Origin of the sequence: Cupriavidus sp. 2TAF22, assembly GCF_052115045.1 — a bacterium.
Lineage (GTDB): Bacteria > Pseudomonadota > Gammaproteobacteria > Burkholderiales > Burkholderiaceae > Cupriavidus.
In genome coordinates, this window is the sequence record NZ_JBFRFX010000034.1 from 62,929 (window position 1) to 81,897 (window position 18,969).

Here is an 18,969-nt window from a genome sequence, read left to right on the forward strand (position 1 = left end):
GGAATTGCCAATGATGAAGTTTCGAATCGGACAAATTGTGCCGAGCTCCAACATCACGATGGAGCGCGAGGTGCCCGCCATCTTCGCCGCCCGCATGCAGGCGCTGCCGGAGCGGTTCAGCTTCCACGCCAGCCGGGTGCGCATGCACCGCGTGGTGGCCGAGGAGTTGGAGAGGATGAACCGCGACATGGGTCGCTGCGCACTGGAGTTGGCCGATGCGCGCGTCGATGTCATGAGCACGGCGTGCCTGGTGGCCACCATGTGCATGGGCATGGGCTATCACCGGCAGGTGATCGAGGAACTGGGCGGGGCGATTGCCGATGCGCCGTATCGCCCGCAGATCATGACATCGGCCGGTGCGCTGGTCGATGAACTGAAGGATTTTGGCGCGCGCCGCATCGCGCTGATGGCGCCTTACAGCGATGCGCTGACCAGGACGGTAGTCGAATACATCGAGCACGAAGGCATCGAGGTCAGGGATGTGATCAATTTTTCGATCCTCGACAACCTGGAAGTCGGCGAGCGTGATCCGCTGCAGTTGCTGGAAGACGTCAAGCGGCTGGACGTGAAGGGCGTGGATACCGTGGTGCTGTCGGCCTGCGTGCAAATGCCGTCGCTGGCGGCCATCGAGCCCGCGCAACAGGCACTGGGCATTCCCGTGACATCCACTGCCATCTGTACGGCGCGGCAGATGATGCGCAAGCTGGGCATCGCGGCTACGGCGCCGGGCGCGGGCGCCTACCTGGGCAGCCAGACCGGCCTGCGCTGATCGCAACATTCCGACAAAGAGGTAGCCGTCCGTATAAGGCGGCACCGCCAACAAGGAGACTACTCCATGCAACCCGTCCCCAACGCGCCGCCTCGCGTGTCTGTCTGGATCTACGTGGGCGTGATTCTTGGCGCCGCGCTCGGCATGATGGCTGGCTATGCACCGCTGTTCAATGCCACTGCCGGTGTCTTCGTCAGGCCACTTGCCGCGGAGTTCGGCTGGGGGCGGTCTCAGGCATCGCTTTCCTACGCGGCTTCGATGTTTGGGCTGGCGATCGTCAGTCCGATTGTTGGCGCGCTGATGGACCGCTTTGGCATCCGTCGCGTGATCGCATGTTCGGCAATCGTGTTCGGTCTGGCAACGGCGGCGATGGCGCTCCAGAACGGCAGCATGCTGATCTGGGTAGCATTGTCCATTGTGGTGGGCGTCTCGGGCGCCGCTACCTCGGTGCTGGGCTACCTGGCCGTGTTGCCACAATGGTTCGACCGGCGACTAGGCCTGGCCTTGGGCATCGCCATGTGCGGGCTCGGCGTGGGCACGGTCATCCTGCCGATCATCGCGCAGTATCTGGTGACGACAGTTGGCTGGCGTATGGCTTATGTAGGCCTTGCGGCTGGCTCGATCGTGTTGTCGCTGCTGGCGTGCGGATTGCTGCGCGAGCGGCTCCGGGCCGGGCACAAGGTGGGGCGGGTGGCAACGCCCGCGCCGGAGGGTGTGCCACTGGCGGCGGCGCTACGCAGCTATCGGCTGTGGGCAATCTGGTGCGTATTCATCTTGAGTTCGGCGGCAACGCTGTCCCTCGGGCCGCATCTGCCATCGTTGTTCGCGGATCGGGGGTTCGATGCGGCAATGGCGGCGCGCAGTGGGTCGACGGTCGGCATCGGCCTGCTGGCGGGGCGCCTGCTGACTGGCCTGTTGATCGATCGCATTCACGCGCCGCTGGTGGCCAGTGTGTTCTTCGTGGGCGGTGCCATCGGCGTATTCCTGCTGCGCGGCTCGAACGACTACAACACACTGCTGATTGCCACGATGCTGATCGGGCTGACGATCGGCGCGGAAGGCGATCTGATCTCCTATCTTGTCCGCTCGTACTTTGGCCTGACATCGTTCGGCTCGCTGTTCGGGATTGCGTTCTCTGGCTACGGGCTTGGCGCCGTGATCGGCCCGATCGGCCTGGGCGCGTGGTTCGACGCACGCGGGAACTACGATCTGCCGTTGCTGATACTGCCCTGCATATTGCTGGTGGCTGCCGCGCTGGTGCTGTCTCTGGGGCGCTACAGGATGGGCAGCCGACATGGAGCCGTGGCGGCTGCCGCATCGGCCTAGGGCGGGGCAATAGCTGGCAGGACGGGCGAACGCGGATAGAATTGGCATACTACCAATTCCGAAGCGGTCCGCTTCGTCCCTCGATCATGCCTGCCGCACGTAAATCGCCAGCAGTCAAGGCTGCCGCACCGCAACCATCCAGTCCGGCACCTCGCCGTCGCGGGCGTCCGCCCAAGACGGAGTCGCCGATCGGTACCGAGCCGATGCTCAGCCGCGTGACGATCCTGCAGCACGCGATCAAATTGACCAAGACGATGCCTCTGGACCAGATTTCCATGGTCCAGCTCGCGAAGGATTTCGGCGTGGCGCCCGGGCTGATCCACTACTACCTGGGCGGGCGGGACCACCTGGTTTCCGGCGTACTGAACGATTACTACCGCCAGCGGATCCAGCGCGTGGCGCCCTTGACCGGCGACTGGCGGGCGGACGTCGAGCACATCGCGCGGCTCAGCTTCCAGGTGGCAGTGGAGAATCCCGGCGTCAGCAACTATGTGGCGTCGCATAACCGGTATCGCCTGTTCCAGGACGTGCAACCGGGCGAGACCGACTACGGCCTGGAATTCTTCAATCGCATGACATCGGCCATCATRCAGGGCGGCTTCACGGCGGAGCAGGTCGCGCTTGGGTATCATTTCCTGGCGCAATACCTTGTCTCGGCCAGCATGGCCGAAGCCTCGCGGCAATTGCCGGCCTACCACCAGGCATTTATCCAGAACAAGCTCGAATCGGTATCGGCCGAGCAATATCCAGGGGCGCGCTTTGTCAGCAAGGCGTTCTCCCATCTCTCCTCGGACACGGCCTTTGAAGAGGGCCTGCGCATTACGCTCGACGGCATCGAAGCCTGGCCGCGCGACGCAAAACCCGCGAAAAAGAAGAGCGCGCGCGCCGCATAGGCGGGGCCATTCTCGTCACTTCGACCCACGCGCGCTCGTAGTGGTTTCTCCTTATTTGATATGCAGTCAATAAAACTACAATCCTGATTTGACTGTGTATCAAATAAGTGCCGGCGCCGGTGGGGTTGCCGGTACGCCAGACGTTGGAGACATCATGAAGCGCCCCTTTATTACACTGGCCATGCTTGCCGGTTCCATCATTGCGCTGCCTGTCGGCGCGAATGCGTATCCGGACAAGATGGTCCGCATTCTCGTCCCTTCCATTGCGGGCAGCGCGCCGGACATCATCGCGCGGCAAATGGCCGAGCGCCTGGCCGCGTCATGGAAGCAGCAGGTGATCGTGGAGAACAAGCCGGGCGGCAACGGCATCGTTGCCATGAGCGCGCTCAAGCAGGCGCCCGCCGACGGTTACACGCTGGTGCTCTTTCATGCGGCGGCCGCCGTGACCACGCCCGTGATGTACAAGGAAGCGAAATTCGATATCCGGCGCGATACCGAAGTGGCGGCAACGCTGGCCTATACGCCGATGATGTTCGTGGCCGGCCCGGGCACGCACTACAAGACGCTGTCCGATGTGCTCAAGGAGGGCAAGGCCCGTCCGGACGATGTGGTGATCGGCAGCCCCACGCGCGGCTCGGTGCCGCACCTGACGGCCGAGATGATGGGGCAGCTGCAGAAGACGAAGTTCCGGCAGGTCAGCTTCAGCGGCACCACGCAGGCCATCCAGGCCGTTGTGAAAGGCGACATCCCGGTCTATGTCGATGGCATCGCGCCACTGGTGCCGCTCGTGCGCGGGGGACGGCTCAAGGCGCTTGCGGTGACATCGGATGCAAGCCTGCCCGGCCTCGACGGCATTCCCCTGGCCAAGGACGTGGCGCCGGGACTGGTCGCCAAGGGCTGGTTCACGGTATTCGCGCCGAAGGGCACGCCGCTGCCTGTGCTCGATCGGATCAATGCTGCCGTGAACCAGAGCCTGACCCAGCAGCCTTTCATCGACCGACTGAAAGACCTCGGCACCTATCCGATGCCGATGTCGCGCGCGGACGGCGCACGGTTCATCGAATCAGAAAAACTCCGCTGGGAAAAAGTCATTGCCGAAGCGGGTGTCAAGCCTGAGTGATCGGGCCTTCTGACTGATTTGTCCCGGAGCCCCCCGATCTGGCCGGGTGATCGGGGGCCACGACGCAACACACTTAAGACCGCGTGGCCACCTTATGCAAGGCAAACTCCTGAGCAATCGCTAATTCTTGAGGAGGCGCCATAGCGTGGAGCGACCAATACCCAGGCGTTTTGCGGCCAGGGTACGGTTTCCTCCACACGCATTGAGAACCTCCTTCACATTGGCGATGGTCATGCCAGAGAGCGTGGTGTCGGGGGGCTCCGGCATGGCGACCAGTGAATCGTAGTAGTACGCATCACGGTCGAGAAGCGCGGCCAGTTGGCTTCCCGGGACTGCCGCGCCGGCTTCGAGACAAGCCATGGCAACACGCTCGGCGAAGTTCTCAAGCTCGCGGACATTACCTGGCCAGGCGTGTTGTCTGGCGACGACCAGGGCGGCAGGCAGGACAGCGTCAAGCAAGTCTGCAAGTTGCACCCGCCGCATCGCGGCACTTACCAGCGCCGTAGTGAGGGAGTCGCGGTCCTCGGGGCGCTCGCACAGTGGTGGCACCTGGACGCGCAGCACGCTAAGGCGATAGAAGAGATCTTTCCGAAAGGCGCCTTCGCGCACGCGCTCCCACAGGTCCCGATGCGTGGCGGCAACGATCCGGACATTGACCTGCATCGTGTCGGTACCGCCGACTCGCGTCACTTCCCGCTCCTGCAAGACGCGCAGCAGCCGCGTTTGCAATAGCGATGGCATCTCCGCCACCTCGTCGAGGAAGACCGTTCCCTCGTTGGCGGCTTCGAACAGGCCTGCTTTGCCGTTTCGCCGCGCGCCGGTGAAGGCGCCTTCCTCGTAGCCAAAGAGTTCCGTCTCCAGCAGCGTCTCAGGCAATGCGCCGCAATTGACCGCCAGGAACGGGTGCCGCCGTCGGCGGCTGGCGTTATGCAGGCCTTGGGCAAGCAGTTCCTTGCCGACGCCGGTTGGCCCTGTGATGAGGACCGTAGCATCGCTGCGCTCGGCCGCAACTCGGCAACGGGTGATGGTGGCGGCCATGGCTGGCGAGGCGCCTACGATGTCCTCAAGTTTGTACCTGGCTGTTTGCGAGTGCGTGTACCGATGCGTTCGAAGCCGGTTAAAGGCCTTCTCGACGCGTGTCGGCTGGCGCAGGGTCAGTACCGCCCCAACGCGCGCATTCCCTTCGTACAGCGGCGCCCGGTCAACGATTACCGTGCGTCCGTCGATCTCCTCGACGGCGCCGCTGTCATGCTCGCCATCTGACAGGGCGCGTCCTGGGCGCAAGGCAGGGAATGGTAGCGAGAGCGTTTTCCCGGTAGATGGGATGAGGGGACTGCCAAGTAATTTCTCCGCTGCGGGATTGGCCGCGATCAGCCGGCCGGCAGCATCCAGCGCGACAACGCCATCGCCAAGGTGGTAAAGGACGCTGTTCAGCAGCGAATACCGCGAGCGCTCGACTGCCTTCGCGTTCGCCAGGGCGATCGCGTCTTCCAGTGCAAGCCGCACCGAGTCGACCGAATAGAGGAACACCCCCGCCATGCCCGCCGCGGCTGCCGCCTGCATCACTACGCCCGCGCCCACGACCACGCGCGTGTCCAGGCGCCGCAGCTCGTCGATCACGTTGCGGACGTCCGGGGCGGACTCGTACGACCGAAATGCAATTGGCAATGCAAACACTTCCGCAAACTTCGCCATGTCATCACCGGCATCGCGGTGGAGCACCACGGCGATGCGTTCGGAGATTGCCCTGGCCCGGACGATGGCGGCCATCACATCATGGCCGCCGACGCGTACGGAGACCACCGGAATCGACAAGTGGCTGCGCAGGAATTCCGCATTTGCTCCGGCTGAGACCACGACGTCGCACGGCGCCGCTTCCTGCCGACGCTGAATCTCGGCGAGCGCCTCTTCAAAATGGGCGTCGACCACGCTCACTTGCGCGCGCGCGTGAAGCGCCGCACCCACGTCGCGGATGTGCTCCGCGAGTTGGTAGGCGCTTACGCCAATGATCACGGGGCGGCGTGGCTTTGGGGGTTCTTCCATGAGGAGCGTCGGGTGGCGTAACTGGTGGTGCCAGTTTAGCGTTTCATTCGTTCGTTTCAAAGTGAAACGATAGCGTTCCAATGTGAATCTGTTCTTTTGTTGTCCTGGTGACCCGGAGACTAAATTTTCCGTTAATAATCAATCGCTTACGCTACGCCTGGTTTCGCTCCGGCATGTGGCATGGTCATTGCGCTTATGGAGTCACCTACGAACCAGCAGGAAAACCTATGAATCGCAGAGACTTCAACCGCATTGCCTTGACCTTGCTCGGCGCCGCCCCACTAGCGGTGGCGCGCGCCGGCGAGCGCTATCCCGTGAAGCCGATTTCCCTTGTCGTCGCCTACAGCGCCGGCGGAAGCGCGGATTTGCGGGCACGCCAGGTGGGCCGCTTCATGAGCACTGCCCTGGCGCAACCGGTCGTGGTGGAAAACCGGCCCGGCGGCGCGGGAAACATCGGTACGCAATACGTGGCACGGGCGAGGCCCGATGGCTACGTGCTTGGCATCGGCAACCTTGGCCCGTTGAGTGTCAATCCTTCGCTGTTTGCCAACCTCTCGTTCGATCCGGCCAGGGACCTGACAATGATCGCGCTGATTGAGCGCGGCCCGCTGCTGTTGCTGGTGAGGCCGGATTCGCCGTACAGAACGGTGGCCGACTTGATACGGTCCGCCAAGGCCAGCGCCACCGGCCTGTCTTATGGTTCCAGCGGAGCGGGCGGCGCGCATCATCTTTCCGGCGAATTGCTGAAATCCATGACTGGCACCAACCTGGTACATATCCCCTATAAGGGCGGCGCCGGCGCGATGGTCGACCTGTTGGGCGGCCGCCTTGATTTCCTGTTCGAGCCGATGTACTCGGCGCTGCCGGCAACGCGTATGGGCAAGGTGCGCTCTCTAGCGATTACCAGCAAGGGGCGTTCGCCATTGCTGCCGGACGTCCCAGCCTTGAATGAGGCAGGCGTCCCCGGATTTCAGGTGGAGAACTGGCAGGGGCTGGTTGGCCCCGCCGGCTTGCCGACGTCCATGGTCCAGATTCTCAACAAGACCGTCAATCAAGCGCTCGAGGACCGCGAGATTCGACCCCTCCTGTTATCCCAGGGCAATGAGCCAGGCGGGGGGACACCAGAGGCATTTGCAGCCTACGTCAAGGCCGAGAGAAGCCGCTGGCAACAACTGATCCGCTCCAGCGGCATCGAACCGAGCTGACTTACCTGGACATCGCTTTTCTATACATACAACCAACTTCCGAGAACAAAATGAAAGCCATCATGATCGAGAGCTATGGCGGCCCCGAAGTCCTGCAACGCCGGGAAATACCGGCACCGGAGCCCGGCCCCGGCGACATCGTTGTGAAAGTCGCCTACGCCGGCATCAACTTCATGGACGTGCATACGCGCCAGGGCAAATATGCGATGTCGACGACCTACCCAGTGCGGCTCCCATGCACCTTGGGTATGGAAGGAGCCGGCGAGGTGGTCCATGTAGGTAGCGAAGTAAGCCGCTTCGCGCCCGGCGACCGGGTGGCTTGGTGCATCGCATGGGGCAGCTATGCCGAGTACGCTCGGGTGCCGGCGGGGCTCGCGGTCCGGTTGCCCGACGACATCGCCTACGATCAGGCGGCGGCCAGTCTCTTCCAGGGCAGCACCGCCCACTATCTGCTCAACGAGGTGGCCAGGCTGCATGCCGGGCAGGCCTGCCTGGTGCACGCCGCCTCGGGCAACATCGGACAGTTGCTCGTACAGATGGGCAAGGCCGCCGGCGTTACTGTCTTTGCGACGGGCAGCTCGCCGGAAAAGTGTGCCGTGGCGCGTCGCCTCGGCGCCGATCACGCCATGCTCTACGACCACGGCCGATTCGCCGACGCAATACGCGAAGCCACGCGGGGCCATGGTGTTGATGTGGTATTCGACTCGGTCGGGAAAGCGACACTGCGCGACAGCTTCCGCGCCACGCGCAAGCGCGGGCTGGTGATCAACTACGGCAACGTTTCCGGATCGGTGGACGATCTGGACCCCATGGAACTGGGGGAAAGCGGCTCTTTGTTCCTGACCCGGCCTCGATTGGCAGACCATATGTCCGATCCCGAGACGGTACAGCGACGCGCGGATGACATCTTCGCGGCGCTCGCCTCGAAGCAGCTCCATATGCCCATCGCGAAGCGCTATGGCTTTGCCGATGTGGAGCAGGCACATGCGATGATCGAGCAACGGCAGCAGATCGGGAAGTCCGTATTATCGATTGCCGCTTAGAAGCGGCACGGGGAGGGGGGCTCAATGAGCGCCCCCGAAGGACACCAGACTTCGATACACCAGCCGAACGATTCCACGAATCCGTTGCGTTGACCGGTTGAATCCGCGGGTCGATCCGGCCATCCGCGGGTGCGCTGCCGGCTGGCCAGGACCGGCCGGCAAGCGACGCGCGCCTGCTGAGGCCGCTCGGCTCTTGCCACGCAAGTCTTCAACAGTTGGCGGACAGTCCTGCCGCTGCCGCATCTCGCTTCACTGCCACGCACTTGATTTCGACAAGCAGGCCGGGATGCGCAAGCTCTGAGACACCGATGGCGGTCCATGCGCACGTCCCGCGTGGAAACACCTGATTCTTCACCTCGCGGAAGAGCGGCATGTGCTGACGCATCTGCACATGGTACGTCGTCATATCGACAACGTCCTCGAAAGTACAACCGGCCGCTTCCAGCAGTACGCGCAGGTTTTCCCAGCAAGCGAGGAATTGCGCTTCAGGATCGGCAATCACTTCAAGGTCTGCAGTACGCCCGACCTGTCCGGCGCAGTAAACGGTAGAGCCGACCTTGAGCGCGGGCGCGTAGCCAGCGCGCTCGATGATTGGTTGCAGTGTCGGCGGTACGAGAACGTCACGGTCTGTCATCTGGTATTTCTGTCTGGAGAGTGGAGTAACTCGTGGGATCGGCCAGTGCCGCGAAATGGGTTGTCTGGGCTGCTTCCCCGGTGCGATCGACGAAGCCCGGTCTTTGACCGGGCTGCACGCCGCCTTTGTCTGAGCCGCAGATTCCAACGGCGTCCGGATCGTCGAGATGCCCGGGGGGTACTCTCTGGCAATAACTCGGTACCGTCAGTCCAGTTGAATGTTGGCGCGCTTGATCACCTCGGTCCAACGCTTGTTGTCCTCGGCGATCACCTTGTTCAGGTCTTCGCCGGTGCCATAGAACGGCCGCGCCCCCTGGGCTGTGAGCTGGCTGACCATTGCCGGTTCGGTGGCGACGGACCTGACGGTGTCTTGCAGCTTCCTGATGACCTCCGCGCTGGTTCCGGCGGGCGCCATCAGCGCTGACCACGACTCCGTTTCCGCGTCCTTGATGCCAAGTTCACCGAAGGTCGGCACATCGGGGATTGCCGCATTTCTTTGCCGGCTGGCCACGCCGAGCAGCCGGATTTTCCCCGACTTCACATACGGTTGCAGGCCTGGAAGATTCGCAAAGAGAATCTGAATCTGGCCCCCAAGGAGATCGGCCGTTGCCGGCCCGGCACCCTTGTATGGCACGTGCGTGAACCTGACGCCCGTGCGCAGCATGAAAAGCTCACCGATCATGTGGTTGACGGACCCTTGGCCTGCCGACCCCATATTGAGTTTTCCAGGATTGGCCTTCGCATACTGGATTAGCTCGGCCATGCTCTTCGCTGGCGTGTTCGCCGAGACGGCCAGCACGTTTGGTACCGTAGCGAAGAGCGCGATCGGCGCAAGGTCCTTCGACGGGGAAAACGTCAGGTTCTTCGATAGCAGCGGCTGGATGACCTGATTGCCCATCGTTGCATACAGAAGCGTGTACCCGTCGGCGCGCGCCTTGGCGACGAACGCCGCGCCGATGGCGCCGCCAGCGCCTGGCTTGTTATCGACGATGGCCGGTTGCCCCAGCACCTGGGACATGCGGGTCGCCAGCAGCCGCGCGGTGAGGTTCACGGTCCCGCCAGGAGCGAAGGGCACGACGAGGTCGATCGGCTTGTCGGGATACCCCTGCGCGCCGGCGACAGAGCAGCACCCCATGGCAGCAACCAGCACTGCGGTGAACTTGAACATGGTTGTCTCCTCTCGAACGTCAGATCGCCTGCGCCCGGGCCAGCGGCGCGTGGTCAGGCGTGACAAGCGCCCGGGTACGCTGCTCCAGCAATGCGGATGCCTCGCGAATCCGTTTGTCGGTGGCCTCCAGGGTGTCGGCGCGCATGCCGAGCGCGAGTCGCTGTGCATCGAGCCGCTCGAGCACGCCTTGTGGCGCGGGCGCACCGTACGACTGGCGTCCATTGACATTGCAGATCGGATCCAGGCATTTTGCAACGTCCTCCGCCGAAAGCGCTGCCGGTCGTCCGACCTGCTGTTCTGCCGCGGCATCGATCATCGCTGGCGTGATCGCGGTGGCCGGCAGGCCATCGTCGAGTGCGCGCCGCACCACGGCGCCGATGATGTGATGGGCATCGCGGAACGAAAGATCGGCCTTCCTGACAAGCAGGTCGGCGAGATCGGTCACCGTGGAGAAATCGGCCGCCGCACGCGACGCCATGCGCTCACGATCGGGCTGCACGTCCTGCACAAGCAGCTTCATCAGTTCAAGACATTTCTGCGCTTCTTCGCAGCTCTCCCAGCAGGTTCGCGTGCTTTCGCGGCTGCTGTCGCCGGAATGCGTGAAGTGCGAGGACTTCACCGTCGTCAGCGCGGCCGAGGTGAGCCCGATCAGATGCGCGGTCTTGCCGCGCAGGTACTCGAGCACGACCGGATTCTTCTTTTGCGGCATGATGCTTGACGTCCCCGCGATGCTATCCGGAAACACCAGGAAGCCGAATTCGGGCGTCGACCAGATATAGAAATCCTGCACCATCCGGCTGCACGTAATCATCATGATCGAGAGCGTTGCGCTCAGCTCCAGGGCAAAGTCTCGTGACGCTACGCTGTCCAGCGCGTTGCCGAGCGGCCGGCTGAAGCCAAGCAAGGTGCTGGTCAGGGTGCGATCGATCGGGAACGACGTACCGGCGAGTGCACACGCCCCCATCGGGCAGCCGTCTAGGGTTTCCAGCACATGCAACAACCGGTCGATGTCCCGGGACCATGCCTCGACCAGCGCCGAGAAGTAATAGCCATACGTGATCGGCTGGGCGGCCTGCATGTGGGTATAGCCTGGCATGACATGGCTGGCGTACCGGGCCGCCTGGTTCAGCGCGGCATCGCATAGCTCTATAAGCGCAGCGCAAATCCGGATCACAAAGCCGCGCGCGCGAATCCTGTCATTGGTCGCGCCAATATCGTTGCGGCTCCGTGCCGTATGCAGGCGGCCACCGAGATTCTGGCCGACAAGCCGGATCAGGTGCGCTTCGTAATTGAAATAGGCGTCTTCTCTCGCCGCATCGAGCTCAACGGCCTCGGGACCATCCTGCTGCATTTTCAATAATGCATTGGCAAGTGCTGCCGTCGTGGTTTTGTCGAGAATGTCCTGCTGGTCCAGCATGGCCAGGTGAGCGAGGTTGATCTGTGTAAGTACATCGAAATTCTTGGTGAAGAATTCTCGCGTGGTGCGGGGCTGGAAAATGTACTGGATAACCTCCTTCGCGGGAGGTTGTTTGAGGCGGCGGCTGACTTTGGATTCCATTTTCACACTCTCTTGAAATAAACCTGTATCGAGTTTGGTTTCCAGGGACCTATACGTCAAATCAGCGTTTCGTAGCTTCCTATACAATTCCGATATGGGTTGCGGGGCTGGCACCCCGGCGCGGCGCAGCACGGCGCGTGTCACAATCCGGTCCTTTCTGGAGCCCGGACAATGAACTTCAAGCAGATCGAAGCGTTTCGTGCCGTGATGATGTCGCGTTCCATGACCACGGCGGCGGGGCTCTTGCATACGTCGCAACCCAATATCAGTCGCTGGATTGCATTGTTGGAGCGCAAGGTGGGCTTTGAACTGTTCCAGCGCATCGGCACCAAGCTCATTCCCACCGCCGAGGCGGAGGCATTTTATGCGGACGTCGAGCGTGCCTTTATTGGCCTGGAGTCTCTTGACGAAAGCGCGAATTCCATACGGCGCAGGGGTACCGGATTGCTCCGCGTCGGCGCCGTGGGCTCCATTGCTGAAAGCGTGCTGCCGGACGCCATTGCTGTTTTCCGGCGGGATTTTCCCGATATCCCGGTTCTGCTCAATATGGGGCGATCGGACGTGGTGGCAAAATGGACCGCGACGGGGTTTTGCGATATTGGATTCTGCTCTGTCCCTACCGAATTACCCAGTCTGCACTATGAAGAAATCAATGCTGCGCAAGGAATATGCATCGTTCCCGGTTCACATCGGCTGGCGACAAGAGCCGTTCTGGATCCCGCCGATTTCGAAGGGGAGCACTTTATTTCGCTGCCGACGGAAAGCGCGAACCGGCGCGAGATCGACCGGCATTTCCCGACGGGATCCAGGGTGCTCGCCATCGAAACGCCCTACGCCACAACCATCTGCAAAATGGTCAGCAAGGGACTCGGCGTGTCGATCGTAAGTCCGATCGTGAGCCGTGCGCTGGGTCTCGCCGACGCGTGCGAGGTTCCATTCTCGGGCGAGGTGATGTTCCGCAGCTTCGCAGTCACGTCCGACCATTTCCCGCTCAACTTCCTGGCAGGCCGGATTGTGGAATGCGTACGCAATACCTTTGATGCGTTCAATTCGCAAAACCGTGCGTAGAGGCGCGCCTTGCGGCATGGAGATGCTGCAGTGTCATGCGCAAGGACAGGAAGCGGCCGCCAACTCGACCGAAGGCTGACCTTGGCTTGCGCTGCCTATTCCTTCGGCTGGAAGTAGATGTTGATGTCGGGAGGCGCCACGCCGTTTTCGTCGCGAGGCAGGGGATCGGATCGCTCCACCGCGCGCAGCACCGCGTTGTCCCAGCCGACATTCCCGCTGGACTTGGCGAGGCGTACCGACAGCAGCGAGCCGTCTGCGGCCAGATGCACCGCGACCACCGCGGTCGGGTTGCCGGCCACCTCTTCGGTGTAGATGATGTTCGGCAAGATGCGGCGCCGCACCCGGTCCGCATAGCCTGGCGAGGCGGTGCCACCCCTGCCGGCGCCGTTGCCGGCGCGGCCGCCCACACCGTCAGTAGCGGGGGCGGGGGCGCTGTTGGCCATTGCCTGCAGGCGTGCCAGTTCGCTCAGCCGCTGCTGCTTTGCGGCCGCCTGGCGCTCGGCCTCGCGCGCCTTGTGGTCGCGCTGCTCAGCCTGCCTGGCTGCTTCGGCCGCCGCGGCTGCCTGGCGGCGCTTGCGCGCCTGCAAGGCGATGTCGGCGTTTTCCTCCGGCTTCACCACCGGCTGGGGTGGCTCCCGCTTCGGCTGGATCACGGGCTGGGTCGAGACGTCGGGTTCCGCGTCCCACAACTCGGCTTCCACGCCGGCCGGGGTCCGGCTTTGCCAGTGGACCGCGTAGTAGAGCAGTGTGCCCAGCAGCACGTGCATGAACAGAGCCAGCAGGAAACATTTCAGTGTTCCCCGCTCCTGTGGCATTTGATAGGGATAGGCGATGGACTCCATGACGCGCGGCGGGAAACAGGCGGCCGGTCTTCGGTGCGGTCGATTTAAGACGGAAGGGCGACAATCGGAAGCGCAATGCCCCAGGCGCTTGCCTCCAACCGCCCATCACCCGGTTTGAGTATAGGTGCCGAAGGCCTCACGTCAATTGACGAGCGGCCGCTGCAACCCGCCACCGGTTTCGGGGAAAGACGCAGGCATGCCGGCCGCCATCCAGGTTTTCAGTAAAACTGCTCGCCGATCACCCGCCGGACGGTCTGCAAACCACTCCGCAGACTGTCCAGCCCGACCGAGCCGACCGCCAGGCGGAGGGCGTGCGGCACATGCTGCGACGTGGCAAAGGGCTCGGCCGTCGACACGGAGACCCCGTCGCGCATCAGCGCCGCCGCGACCCGGTCGGCGCGGATCTCTTCCGGCAAAGGAAGCCAGGCGAAGTAAGACGCAGGGTGGCGCACGCACGCCATCCCGGCGAGGGCGTCGCCGACCACCGCCTGTCGCTGCACGGCGTCGCGCCGTTTCTCTGCTTCAAGGCGCGCGACCGTACCGTCGTCCAGCCAGGCGCAGGCGATCGCCGTCGTCACACCGGGTGTGCTCCAGGTCGTGGCTCGGATCGCCCGTTCAAGTTTCGGCACCCATGCGTGCGGTGCGACGACGAACCCCACGCGCAGCCCGGTCGCCACGCTCTTGGAAAAGCCGGAGACATAGACCGTCGTCTCCGGCGCGAGCGCAGCCAGCGGTGGCGGCGGGTCGTCGGCCAGAAAGGCGTAGGCACCGTCCTCGATGATGAGCAAGCCGTGCCGCCGCGCGATCGCGGCCAGGCGGCGGCGCCGACTCTCGCTCGTCACCCAGCCCAGTGGGTTGTGCAAGGTTGGCATTGTGTAGACGGCCCGGACCCGGCGGCGCGAGCACAGGTGCTCCAGCGCGTCCAGGTCCGGCCCCTGTCCGGCTGCCGGCACGGGCGCCAGCTCCAGCCGTTGTGCCTCGGCGAGAACCTTGAATCCCGGATAGGTCAATGCATCGACCGCGACCACGTCGCCCGGCTGAAGCAGCGCCATGACAGTCACCGCCAGGCCGTGCTGTGCGCCGTCCACGAGCAGCACCGTGGACGCGTCGGCCGTCAGCCCGCGCGCTGCGAGGTGCCGGGCGACGCACGCGCGTTCGTGTATCCGGCCACCATGGGGTGCATAGCGCAGCATGGCCTCCAGGTCACCGCCAGCGGCAAGCTGGCGCAAGGCGCTGCGCAGCAGATCCGCCTGCCCGGGTAGCGACGGATAATTGAAGTTCAGGTCCACCAGACCCGCCGCCACGGCTTGCTGATCGATGGCCCGGCCGGGGGGGAGGGCGATCTCGCGAACGAAAGTGCCGCGCCCGACCTCGCCGCTAACGAGCCCCATCGCCTCGAGTTCGGCATACACGCGCGACGCCGTCACCAGCGCCAGGCCGTGGCGCTCGGCCAGGCGCCGATGCGTGGGCAGGCGGGTGCCGGGCCGCAGCCGTCCCGTGCGGATCTCGGCGGCGAGTCCATCGACCAGTTGCTTGTATCGGGATCCAGCCATCGCGCAATGTATCCATGACAATTTTTTGATTGTATTCCTTGTCTCGCCTACGATGGGCGCGTCTCCTTCCACGATCTCGCCACCTTGGACCGCCATGCACATCGCAATCCTTACCTTCGACGGCTTTAATGAACTGGATTCCTTTATCGCTCTGGGCATCCTCAACGGAATCAAGAAGCGTGACTGGCGCGTGACCCTCTGCTGCCCGAAGCCGGAAGTCACGTCCATGAACGGCGTTACCGTTCGTGCCCAATCCTTGCTCGACGACGCTCCGCTTGCCGATGCCGTCGTCATCGGCAGCGGGATGCAGACACGCGAGGTCGTCGGCAATTCGGAGCTGATGGGGCGCCTGGCGCTTGATCCTGGTCGCCAGCTGATTGCGGCCCAGTGCTCCGGCACGTTGATTCTGGCCAGGCTCGGCCTCCTGGGGAGCGTGCCGGCGTGCACGGACCTGACCACCAAGCCGTGGGTGCAAGAAGCCGGCGTGGAAGTTCTGAACCAGCCCTTCTACGCGCACGGTAACGTCGCTACCGCGGGTGGCTGCCTTGCCTCGTCATACCTGGCTGCCTGGATCATCGCCCGCGCCGAAGGGCCAGAGGCCGCTGCGGCGGCGCTTCACTACGTCGCCCCCGTGGGCGAAAAGGAAGCCTACGTTGCCAACGCGCTCAAGAACATCGCGCCGTACCTGCCACAGTGACGCATCGCATGGAAAAGCTCGTGCCCTGGAGCGGGCCAGGACACCGCAGAGGGCAGGGGCGCCGCAGCGCGCCCCGCACTGCCTACTCCACCTTCCCGATCTTCCGCACGGCCGTGGCGATCTTGCCGGCATCCTTGTCCCAATACGCCTGGAACTGGGGCGAATCCATATAAAGGACCGGCGAACCGGCGTTCTGGATGACCGAATTGACCTTGGGATCGGCGGCCGCGATACGCGCGGCGTCGCGCAGGCGCTTGATGACCGGATCGGGGGTGCCGGCGGGCACGAACAGGCCCGACCACTGCGCGAACTCGACGTTGTGGCCCAGTTCCATCAGGCTGGGTACATCGGGGAGCGCGGCGAGCCGGTTGTTGCCCCACTGGGCCAGTGCGCGCAGCTTGCCGCCCTTGATGAACTGGAGGACCGAGGAGGGGCCGGTCGAGACGGCATCCACCTGGCCGCCCATCAGGGCAACCACCGCCGGGCCGGCACCCGTGTAAGGTACGTGGAGCATGCTAAGGCCAGCCTGGTCGGCCAGCATGGCCATCGGCACATGCATGGTGCCGTAGTTGCCGGACGAGCCGTAGCTATAGCGGCCGGGATGCGACTTCACGTCGGTGATGAAGTCCTTCGCGGTCTGCCATGGGCTGTCCGCGCGTACCACCAGCACGGTGGGATCGGCCGTGAAGCGCGCAATGGGTTTGAGCTGATCGAGCTGAAACAGCGGCTTGCGCCCGATGACCTTGTCCGCCTCCGGAATCATGGAGATGGACGACAGTGCCATCAGGACCGTGTAGCCATCCGGGGCTGCCTTGGCGACGTAGCCCATGCCGATGCCGCCGCCGGCGCCGCCCCGGTTGTCCACCACCACCGGTTGGTGAAGTTCGCGCGAGAGCGCTTCCGCGACCGGCCGAGCCACCGCGTCCGCCACGCCGCCGGGCGCGAAGGGTACCACCATGGTGATTGGCCGCGCGGGCCATGAATCCTGAGCCGAAACCGCTGACGCGGCCAGGACCAGCGTCGCTCCTGAGATGCAGAGCCATTTGTTGTTCATCTTGTCTCCTGCCGTCCCCGGCGTGGGCAGCCCGCGTCGTCTGGATTGCGCAGGTCTGCCAGGCTTTGTTTTTTGTCACCCGACGCGCACTGCGCTGCCGGGGCTGCCCTCAGACAACGCGATTGGTCAGGGTGCCGATGCCCTCGATGCTCACTTCCATCACGTCGCCTGCTTGCAGGAACCTGGGCGGCTTGAAGCCCAGGCCGACGCCCGCCGGCGTACCGGTCGCGATCACATCGCCGGGGTGCAGTTCCATGGCCGCGGACAGCGTTTGGATCAGCGTCGGGATGTCGAAGATCAGGTCGGCGGTATTGGCGTCCTGGCGCAGTTCGCCGTTCACGCGGCACTGGATCTTCAGATTGGCGCCATCGACGGCATCCGCCGTGACGATCCACGGTCCCATCGGGCAGAAGGTGTCGATGGACTTGCCGAGGAACCACTGGCGGTGCTGTTGCTGCAGGTCACGTGCGGTCACATCGTTGACGATGGTGTAGCCAAAGACGTGCTGCCAGGCATTCGCCTTCGAGATCGCCTTGCCGCGCTTGCCGATGACGATGGCAAGTTCCGCCTCGTAGTCCAGCTGCGAGGTGATCTGGCGATGGGCATCGACGGCCTCGCCGTCGGCGATGATGGCAGTTGGTGCCTTGGTGAAAATCACAGGAAAGGGCGGGGCATGTTCCCCATCCTTGGACGACGAGTCGAAGCCTGACTGCTGGAACTCCCTGGCGTGCTCGTGGTAATTCTTGCCGACGCAAAAGACATTGCGCCGGGGACTCAGCGGAGCGAGCAGCTTCGTTCCATCGAGTGTTTTCCAGGCGGCATCCGCGGGCGGACTGGCCAGCCTGGCGCCGTCGACAAACTTGCCGATCAGCGATTCCATGTCGCCCTCATGGGCGACGCCATCGCTGAAGGTCTGGCAGTAGCTCTTGCCATCGGTGGAGATCGCGACGACGCGCGGGCCGGTGGCAGTCTGGATGCGGGCTAGCTTCATAAATTGGGCCTAATTGGGTTGTTTTTGAGTCCATAACAACCCAATTAAACGCCAAGGTTTTCCGGCAGTCAATGCAGTTTTGATAAAACTCAGGCCGCTGCAATGCCCCGGCCGCCAACCCAAATTGGCCCAATTTAGTCCAGTGCGATAGAATGCTGGCCAGTTACAGGGTGGAAACAGGGATGACGCAACTTGTCGAGGAAGACGGTATCCAGGGCGCGCTGGCTCTCAAGAACCAGATTCTGGAGAACCTCCGGAGCGGACGGTGGATCGCCGGGCAGAAACTGCCGACCGAACGAAGGCTTAGCGAGACGTTCCAGATCGGGCGCTCCACCGTACGTCGCGTGATCGCACAGTTGAAGGAGAAGGGTCTCTTGCGCCAGAGCGTAGGTAGCGGAACCTATGTGGCCGACGATATCCAGGAGACGATCGGCGTCGAGCGTGCCGCAACCACGACCAACGTCAGCCCGGCAGACCTGATGGAGGCGCGCCTGGTCTTCGAGCCCGCCCTGGTGGAGTTAATCGTGCGCAACGCCACCGCGGTGGACTTCGCCGAGATGGAGCGGTGCTGCGACGAAGCTGAGGCCGCCACCAGCCTGGAACTGTTCGAGTATTGGGACGGCGCGCTGCACCGGCAGATTGCCGCCGCCGCGCACAACAACTTCGTGCTGGACGTATTCGAATCGATGAATCGCGTCAGGGCAACGGGCGAGTGGGGTGCGATGAAGCGCAAGAGTGTCACGCCCGAGCGGCGGGCGGCCTACCAGATCGAGCATCGCACCATCGTCAGGGCGCTCAAGGACAGGGATATCGAGCAAGCACGCGAAGCGACATTGGCACACCTCGCGCATGTGAGGAAGAACCTTCTGGGTTACTAGTACAACATCCCGTAAATAGATTTAATAATTATCAGGCTGTAGGTACGGCTCCAGGAGCGTGACGACCACCTGGGCCATCTCGTCGAGCGAGCCTGCGCCTGGCAACGGCTCCCAACGCCCACTATGGT

17 protein-coding genes are annotated in these 18,969 nt (G+C 63.5%); 9 read left to right on the top strand and 8 right to left on the bottom strand.

What is annotated here, in order from left to right; translation table 11 throughout:
- Window positions 1-10 precede the first annotated feature (10 nt).
- The 4 genes from AB4Z48_RS30885 (at window position 11) to AB4Z48_RS30900 (ending at window position 4,108) form a co-directional block, all read left to right on the top strand.
- Window positions 11-769: a maleate cis-trans isomerase family protein gene (locus AB4Z48_RS30885; protein ID WP_441621049.1), complete on the top strand. Its 759-nt coding sequence runs from the start codon at window positions 11-13 to the stop codon at window positions 767-769.
- A gap of 66 nt (window positions 770-835) precedes the next feature.
- Complete coding sequence (locus AB4Z48_RS30890; RefSeq protein WP_441621051.1) at window positions 836-2,095, top strand: MFS transporter; 1,260 nt, start codon at window positions 836-838, stop codon at window positions 2,093-2,095.
- Between the two features lie 275 nt (window positions 2,096-2,370).
- A complete protein-coding gene (locus tag AB4Z48_RS30895; protein ID WP_441621053.1) occupies window positions 2,371-2,988 on the top strand; it encodes a TetR/AcrR family transcriptional regulator in 618 nt (205 codons plus the stop codon).
- 154 nt (window positions 2,989-3,142) lie between these two features.
- Window positions 3,143-4,108: a Bug family tripartite tricarboxylate transporter substrate binding protein gene (locus AB4Z48_RS30900; RefSeq protein ID WP_441621055.1), complete on the top strand. Its 966-nt coding sequence runs from the start codon at window positions 3,143-3,145 to the stop codon at window positions 4,106-4,108.
- A gap of 120 nt (window positions 4,109-4,228) precedes the next feature.
- Here the strand turns inward: AB4Z48_RS30900 and prpR are convergent, their stop codons facing one another.
- Complete coding sequence (gene prpR / locus AB4Z48_RS30905; RefSeq protein WP_441621057.1) at window positions 4,229-6,232, bottom strand: propionate catabolism operon regulatory protein PrpR; 2,004 nt, start codon at window positions 6,230-6,232, stop codon at window positions 4,229-4,231.
- A gap of 146 nt (window positions 6,233-6,378) precedes the next feature.
- Here prpR and AB4Z48_RS30910 point away from each other — a divergent pair, with 146 nt between their 5' ends.
- Both AB4Z48_RS30910 and AB4Z48_RS30915 read left to right on the top strand, forming a co-directional pair.
- Window positions 6,379-7,356, top strand: coding sequence for a Bug family tripartite tricarboxylate transporter substrate binding protein (locus AB4Z48_RS30910; RefSeq protein ID WP_441621059.1), 978 nt, complete (start codon window positions 6,379-6,381; stop codon window positions 7,354-7,356).
- 50 nt (window positions 7,357-7,406) lie between these two features.
- A complete protein-coding gene (locus tag AB4Z48_RS30915) occupies window positions 7,407-8,399 on the top strand; it encodes a quinone oxidoreductase family protein (protein WP_441621061.1) in 993 nt (330 codons plus the stop codon).
- A gap of 208 nt (window positions 8,400-8,607) precedes the next feature.
- On the opposite strand, the gene AB4Z48_RS30920 is transcribed toward AB4Z48_RS30915, so the two are convergent.
- The 3 genes from AB4Z48_RS30920 to argH form a co-directional block, all read right to left on the bottom strand.
- Window positions 8,608-9,033, bottom strand: coding sequence for a RidA family protein (locus AB4Z48_RS30920; RefSeq protein ID WP_441621063.1), 426 nt, complete (start codon window positions 9,031-9,033; stop codon window positions 8,608-8,610).
- Window positions 9,034-9,237: 204 nt separating this feature from the next.
- Window positions 9,238-10,200 (bottom strand): Bug family tripartite tricarboxylate transporter substrate binding protein, encoded by a 963-nt coding sequence (locus tag AB4Z48_RS30925; protein ID WP_441621064.1) that lies wholly within the window; start codon window positions 10,198-10,200, stop codon window positions 9,238-9,240.
- Between the two features lie 19 nt (window positions 10,201-10,219).
- Window positions 10,220-11,758, bottom strand: coding sequence for an argininosuccinate lyase (argH, locus tag AB4Z48_RS30930; RefSeq protein WP_441621066.1), 1,539 nt, complete (start codon window positions 11,756-11,758; stop codon window positions 10,220-10,222).
- A gap of 171 nt (window positions 11,759-11,929) precedes the next feature.
- On the opposite strand from argH, the gene AB4Z48_RS30935 reads away from it, so the two are divergent.
- Window positions 11,930-12,826, top strand: coding sequence for a LysR substrate-binding domain-containing protein (locus tag AB4Z48_RS30935; protein ID WP_441621068.1), 897 nt, complete (start codon window positions 11,930-11,932; stop codon window positions 12,824-12,826).
- 95 nt (window positions 12,827-12,921) lie between these two features.
- On the opposite strand, the gene tolA is transcribed toward AB4Z48_RS30935, so the two are convergent.
- Window positions 12,922-13,668 carry a cell envelope integrity protein TolA gene (gene tolA, locus AB4Z48_RS30940; protein ID WP_441621070.1) on the bottom strand — a complete coding sequence of 249 codons (747 nt, stop codon included), beginning with the start codon at window positions 13,666-13,668 and terminating at the stop codon, window positions 12,922-12,924.
- Window positions 13,669-13,886: 218 nt separating this feature from the next.
- Entirely contained in the window at window positions 13,887-15,221 is a 1,335-nt protein-coding gene (locus AB4Z48_RS30945; RefSeq protein WP_441621093.1) for an aminotransferase-like domain-containing protein, read from the bottom strand.
- A 94-nt stretch (window positions 15,222-15,315) separates the two neighbouring features.
- Here AB4Z48_RS30945 and AB4Z48_RS30950 point away from each other — a divergent pair, with 94 nt between their 5' ends.
- Window positions 15,316-15,918: a DJ-1/PfpI family protein gene (locus tag AB4Z48_RS30950; RefSeq protein WP_441621072.1), complete on the top strand. Its 603-nt coding sequence runs from the start codon at window positions 15,316-15,318 to the stop codon at window positions 15,916-15,918.
- An 82-nt stretch (window positions 15,919-16,000) separates the two neighbouring features.
- Here the strand turns inward: AB4Z48_RS30950 and AB4Z48_RS30955 are convergent, their stop codons facing one another.
- Both AB4Z48_RS30955 and AB4Z48_RS30960 read right to left on the bottom strand, forming a co-directional pair.
- Window positions 16,001-16,972 carry a tripartite tricarboxylate transporter substrate binding protein gene (locus AB4Z48_RS30955; RefSeq protein WP_441621074.1) on the bottom strand — a complete coding sequence of 324 codons (972 nt, stop codon included), beginning with the start codon at window positions 16,970-16,972 and terminating at the stop codon, window positions 16,001-16,003.
- 109 nt (window positions 16,973-17,081) lie between these two features.
- On the bottom strand, window positions 17,082-17,963 hold the full coding sequence (locus tag AB4Z48_RS30960) for a fumarylacetoacetate hydrolase family protein (RefSeq protein WP_441621075.1): 882 nt from the start codon (window positions 17,961-17,963) through the stop codon (window positions 17,082-17,084).
- Between the two features lie 182 nt (window positions 17,964-18,145).
- On the opposite strand from AB4Z48_RS30960, the gene AB4Z48_RS30965 reads away from it, so the two are divergent.
- On the top strand, window positions 18,146-18,841 hold the full coding sequence (locus AB4Z48_RS30965; RefSeq protein ID WP_441621077.1) for a FadR/GntR family transcriptional regulator: 696 nt from the start codon (window positions 18,146-18,148) through the stop codon (window positions 18,839-18,841).
- Window positions 18,842-18,969: the final 128 nt, after the last annotated feature.